We start from the raw sequence: 5,333 nt of genomic DNA on the forward strand, positions 1-5,333 counted from the left end.
AAAAAATGTTGCTAAAATATTATTAAGAGCTGTTTTTTTAGCAAGACAAGAAGACGTTAATTTTCTTTATGAAAAAAATGGCGCCTCAGAGTTTTATCCAGATTTATTTGAAAAATATTATGGGCTAATTAAAAATGAAAAAGGAAATAGTATTTTAGAAAAATACTACAAAATTTTTATTAGCAAGTCATCAGCATTACAAAAAGAAGCTGCAATTATGTTTTCTAATTGAGAAAATTCTCTTGTTTCTATTAAAAAATTTAACGCTAAGAAAAGATATTCAAAAACCGACATTAATGATGCATTAGCCATCTCATTACTAGAAAGTCATTATTTTATAAATCAATCTTTCTTGCCATATGATAACTATATTTTAGATAATGTAAACATTTTACTAAATCATGATGTTACAATAATTCACGGAAGACAAGATATCGATTGTCGGCCAATAGGTGCATATTTATTACATAAAAAACTACCAAATTCAAAACTTTTTCTTATTGATGCAGCTGGGCACACGTCACTTGACAAAAATTTATGAAATCAACTAAAAAAATCAATATCAGATTGAGAAAAATAAATCATCATTCAAGAGGAAAAAAATACTTATTTTTGCTATTTTTCTAGTTTTTTAATAAAAATGAATATTTTTTTTCTAAAAAAAGTGAAAAAAAATATTCAAGTTATAAAGAAAACTAGCTTCATAAAAATTTCAAAAATTAAAAACATTTTAACTTTTAAGCCTTGTATAAGTGCATTTTAGTAACTTTTAATAAAAAAATATCTAAAGTATAATGAATAATTAGAAGAATATTTTTAAAAATTTTGTTAACTTTTAAAATTTGTAAATCAAAAAAATATATGGTATACTTTTAAAAATACTTAAAAAAAAAAAAAAAAAAATACTTAAAAAAATATTAAAAGAAATACTTAAAATTAAAAATACTTATAAATAAGAAGACAATAGTTTGTAATTACAGCTATTGTCTTTTCTTTTTTTGAAAAATTAAGTTTTCTTTATAATATTTATACAATAAGGAGGAAAAATGTTCGACAAAGAAAAACGTTTAAAAGAATTAACTGAACTTCAATATAAAATAACTCAAGAAGGACACACAGAGCCCCCTTTTAAAAATGAATATGATAATCATTTTAAAAAAGGTATATATGTGGATATCGTGGATGGAACACCACTTTTTAAATCAACTGATAAATTTAATTCAGGTTGTGGTTGACCTGCTTTCAGTAAACCAATTAATGATAGTGTAATCAATGAATTTATGGATTATTCACATAATATGAAAAGAGTTGAAGTAAAAAGTAAAAATGCCGATTCTCACTTAGGTCATGTTTTTAATGATGGACCAGCTGAAAGTGGCGGATTAAGATATTGTATTAACTCAGGTTCACTTAAATTCATTCCATTTGATGAAATGGAACATGAAGGATATGGTGAATTAAAAAAATTATTTGAAGATTAAATTATTGTATATGGATAATTATCCATATACAATTTTTAAAAATATAAAAATGTTTTCACATTTTTCATTTTGATCGTACTTTTTTATTTTTTATATTTTTGTTTAGTATAATAAAAGATATTTTTGATTAAGGAATAATTATGAATTTTTCAAGCATATCATTAGCAATAATTTTTGCACTAGCTAGTTTAGCATTATTTATTTTTTCTACCAAAAAATTATCATCTTCCTTAAAATCACTCGGAGACACAAAGTTTAAAAAAATATTAAATTTATTTCAAAAAATAATTTTATGGCTCTTATTATAGGTGTATTTATAACAACATTAATACAATCATCTGATGGCGCTGTAGCACTTATTATGGGTTTACTAGCAGCGAGGTTTATAAGTTTGAAGGTCGCGATCGCCTTTTTATTGGGCGCTAACATCGGTACTGCTACTACATCATTAATCGTTTCTTTTCAATCATCATTTGCATTTACTGAATATTTTATTTTATTAATGTTTATAGGTGTTTTTGGTTGAATTCTAACAAAAAGAACCAATTGATTAATATATTTTTAATAATTCTTTCGATTGGAATGATTTTCTTTTCATTAAAAATTCTTTCATCATCTGCGGTTGCTATTGTTAAGACTGATTTATTCAAAAAATCAATTGGTGTAGTTGGAATAAATCCTTGACTCGCGTTTATATTTTCGTTTGCTTTAACAGGAATATTGCAGTCTTCAAGCGCAACTGTCACTTTATATCAAATAGTTTATGCACAGAGTGATAATATTCTTCCAACTAATTCAGCAATTGCTTTGGTACTTGGTTCAAATGTTGGAACTACCATAACAGGACTAGTTGTTTCATTTACATCAAAAAATAAAAATTCTCAAAAAATTGCAATTATTTGAGGAATTACAAATCTAAGCATCTCATTACTTGTTTTACCATTTTTATATCCATTAAATTTCTTTGAAACATTAATCACTTCAATCGTAGATAATTCAACAACGCTTCATTATCTATCGCTCATTGTTGTTTATTTATCCTCGTTGGAATATATATATGGTTAATTAAGTATTTAGAAATATTAGTAAAAAAATTAAAGATGATATCTAACAAAATTATAAATTATACTCCATATGAACTTTAATCAAAATGCATTTTAGCTTTAAAATCTCTAAAAAACTTCAAGAATCATATATGATTCTGAAGGCTTTTTGCAATTTAAAGCTAAAATGCTTTTGATAATAAGTCATATGGAGTATAATTTGTAATTTTGTTAGATTATATCTTTATTATTTTGTTAATAATATTTTAAATACTTATTACATATATATATTCAACGAGATGAAATTAAACAACAGTGAGCGATAGATAATTGAAGCGTGGAATTATCACGATTGAAGTGATTAATGTTTCAAAGAAATTTAATGGATATAAAAATGGTAAAACAAGTAATGAGATGCTTAGATTTGTAATTCCTCAAATAATTGCAATTTTTTGAGAATTTTTATTTTTTGATGTAAATGAAACAACTAGTCCTGTTATGGTAGTTCCAACATTTGAACCAAGTACCAAAGCAATTGCTGAATTAGTTGGAAGAATATTATCACTCTGTGCATAAACTATTTGATATAAAGTGACAGTTGCGCTTGAAGACTGCAATATTCCTGTTTAAGCAAACGAAAATATAAACGCGAGTCAAGGATTTATTCCAACTACACCAATTGATTTTTTGAATAAATCAGTCTTAACAATAGCAACCGCAGATGATGAAAGAATTTTTAATGAAAAGAAAATCATTCCAATCGAAAGAATTATTAAAAATATATTAATTCAATTGGTTCTTTTTGTTAGAATTCAACCAAAAACACCTATAAACATTAATAAAATAAAATATTCAGTAAATGCAAATGATGATTGAAAAGAAACGATTAATGATGTAGTAGCAGTACCGATGTTAGCGCCCAATAAAAAGGCGATCGCGACCTTCAAACTTATAAACCTCGCTGCTAGTAAACCCATAATAAGTGCTACAGCGCCATCAGATGATTGTATTAATGTTGTTATAAATACACCTATAATAAGAGCCATAAAATTATTTTTTGAAATAAAATTTAATATTTTTTTAAACTTTGTGTCTCCGAGTGATTTTAAGGAAGATGATAATTTTTTGGTAGAAAAAATAAATAATGCTAAACTAGCTAGTGCAAAAATTATTGCTAATGATATGCTTGAAAAATTCATAATTATTCCTTAATCAAAAATATCTTTTATTATACTAAACAAAAATATAAAAAATAAAAAAGTACGATCAAAATGAAAAATGTGAAAACATTTTTATATTTTTAAAAATTGTATATGGATAATTATCCATATACAATAATTAATCTTCAAATAATTTTTTTAATTCACCATATCCTTCATGTTCCATTTCATCAAATGGAATGAATTTAAGTGAACCTGAGTTAATACAATATCTTAATCCGCCACTTTCAGCTGGTCCATCATTAAAAACATGACCTAAGTGAGAATCGGCATTTTTACTTTTTACTTCAACTCTTTTCATATTATGTGAATAATCCATAAATTCATTGATTACACTATCATTAATTGGTTTACTGAAAGCAGGTCAACCACAACCTGAATTAAATTTATCAGTTGATTTAAAAAGTGGTGTTCCATCCACGATATCCACATATATACCTTTTTTAAAATGATTATCATATTCATTTTTAAAAGGGGGCTCTGTGTGTCCTTCTTGAGTTATTTTATATTGAAGTTCAGTTAATTCTTTTAAACGTTTTTCTTTGTCGAACATTTTTCCTCCTTATTGTATAAATATTATAAAGAAAACTTAATTTTTCAAAAAAAGAAAAGACAATAGCTGTAATTACAAACTATTGTCTTCTTATTTATAAGTATTTTTAATTTTTAAGTATTTCTTTTAATATTTTTTTTAAGTATTTTTTTTTTTTTTTTTTTTTAAGTATTTTTAAAAGTATACCATATATTTTTTGATTTACAAATTTTAAAAGTTAACAAAATTTTTAAAAAATATTCTTCTAATTATTCATTATACTTTAGATATTTTTTTATTAAAAGTTACTAAAATGCACTTATACAAGGCTTAAAAGTTAAAATGTTTTTAATTTTTGAAATTTTTATGAAGCTAGTTTTCTTTATAACTTGAATATTTTTTTCACTTTTTTAGAAAAAAAATATTCATTTTTATTAAAAAACTAGAAAAATAGCAAAAATAAGTATTTTTTTCCTCTTGAATGATGATTTATTTTTCTCAATCTGATATTGATTTTTTTAGTTGATTTCATAAATTTTTGTCAAGTGACGTGTGCCCAGCTGCATCAATAAGAAAAAGTTTTGAATTTGGTAGTTTTTTATGTAATAAATATGCACCTATTGGCCGACAATCGATATCTTGTCTTCCGTGAATTATTGTAACATCATGATTTAGTAAAATGTTTACATTATCTAAAATATAGTTATCATATGGCAAGAAAGATTGATTTATAAAATAATGACTTTCTAGTAATGAGATGGCTAATGCATCATTAATGTCGGTTTTTGAATATCTTTTCTTAGCGTTAAATTTTTTAATAGAAACAAGAGAATTTTCTCAATTAGAAAACATAATTGCAGCTTCTTTTTGTAATGCTGATGACTTGCTAATAAAAATTTTGTAGTATTTTTCTAAAATACTATTTCCTTTTTCATTTTTAATTAGCCCATAATATTTTTCAAATAAATCTGGATAAAACTCTGAGGCGCCATTTTTTTCATAAAGAAAATTAACGTCTTCTTGTCTTGCTAAAAAAACAGCTCTTAATAATATTTTA

At 24.4% G+C, this 5,333-nt stretch carries 9 protein-coding genes; 4 read left to right on the top strand and 5 right to left on the bottom strand.

Annotated elements, in window-relative coordinates:
* Together EXC48_RS04525 and msrB (EXC48_RS04530) are read left to right on the top strand one after the other, a co-directional pair.
* Window positions 1-580 (top strand): alpha/beta hydrolase family protein (locus EXC48_RS04525; RefSeq protein ID WP_465124934.1); only part of this gene is annotated, 580 nt, incomplete at its 5' end.
* Window positions 581-1,046: 466 nt separating this feature from the next.
* On the top strand, window positions 1,047-1,481 hold the full coding sequence (gene msrB, locus EXC48_RS04530) for a peptide-methionine (R)-S-oxide reductase MsrB (protein ID WP_129720971.1): 435 nt from the start codon (window positions 1,047-1,049) through the stop codon (window positions 1,479-1,481).
* Between the two features lie 127 nt (window positions 1,482-1,608).
* Here msrB (EXC48_RS04530) and EXC48_RS05080 read toward each other — a convergent pair whose 3' ends face one another.
* Window positions 1,609-1,731: a hypothetical protein gene (locus EXC48_RS05080; protein WP_268814403.1), complete on the bottom strand. Its 123-nt coding sequence runs from the start codon at window positions 1,729-1,731 to the stop codon at window positions 1,609-1,611.
* Window positions 1,732-1,773: 42 nt separating this feature from the next.
* On the opposite strand from EXC48_RS05080, the gene EXC48_RS05140 reads away from it, so the two are divergent.
* On the top strand, window positions 1,774-2,046 hold the full coding sequence (locus EXC48_RS05140) for a hypothetical protein (protein WP_129721105.1): 273 nt from the start codon (window positions 1,774-1,776) through the stop codon (window positions 2,044-2,046).
* Window positions 2,004-2,546, top strand: coding sequence for a Na/Pi symporter (locus EXC48_RS04540; protein ID WP_129721107.1), 543 nt, complete (start codon window positions 2,004-2,006; stop codon window positions 2,544-2,546). Before EXC48_RS05140 ends, EXC48_RS04540 begins: the two co-directional genes overlap by 43 nt.
* A 283-nt stretch (window positions 2,547-2,829) precedes the next feature.
* On the opposite strand, the gene EXC48_RS04975 is transcribed toward EXC48_RS04540, so the two are convergent.
* The 4 genes from EXC48_RS04975 to EXC48_RS04555 form a co-directional block, all read right to left on the bottom strand.
* Window positions 2,830-3,141 carry a hypothetical protein gene (locus EXC48_RS04975; RefSeq protein ID WP_223216351.1) on the bottom strand — a complete coding sequence of 104 codons (312 nt, stop codon included), beginning with the start codon at window positions 3,139-3,141 and terminating at the stop codon, window positions 2,830-2,832.
* 9 nt (window positions 3,142-3,150) lie between these two features.
* Window positions 3,151-3,723 carry a Na/Pi symporter gene (locus tag EXC48_RS04980; protein WP_223216352.1) on the bottom strand — a complete coding sequence of 191 codons (573 nt, stop codon included), beginning with the start codon at window positions 3,721-3,723 and terminating at the stop codon, window positions 3,151-3,153.
* A gap of 139 nt (window positions 3,724-3,862) precedes the next feature.
* The gene (msrB, locus tag EXC48_RS04550) at window positions 3,863-4,297 is read right to left on the bottom strand and encodes a peptide-methionine (R)-S-oxide reductase MsrB (protein ID WP_129720971.1); all 435 of its coding nucleotides are present in this window, start codon (window positions 4,295-4,297) and stop codon (window positions 3,863-3,865) included.
* Between the two features lie 468 nt (window positions 4,298-4,765).
* On the bottom strand, window positions 4,766-5,333 hold a 568-nt coding region (locus tag EXC48_RS04555; RefSeq protein WP_465124937.1), incomplete at its 5' end, for an alpha/beta hydrolase family protein.

This window comes from Mycoplasmopsis cynos (assembly GCF_900660545.1).
GTDB classification, from domain to species: domain Bacteria; phylum Bacillota_I; class Bacilli_A; order Mycoplasmatales; family Metamycoplasmataceae; genus Mycoplasmopsis; species Mycoplasmopsis cynos.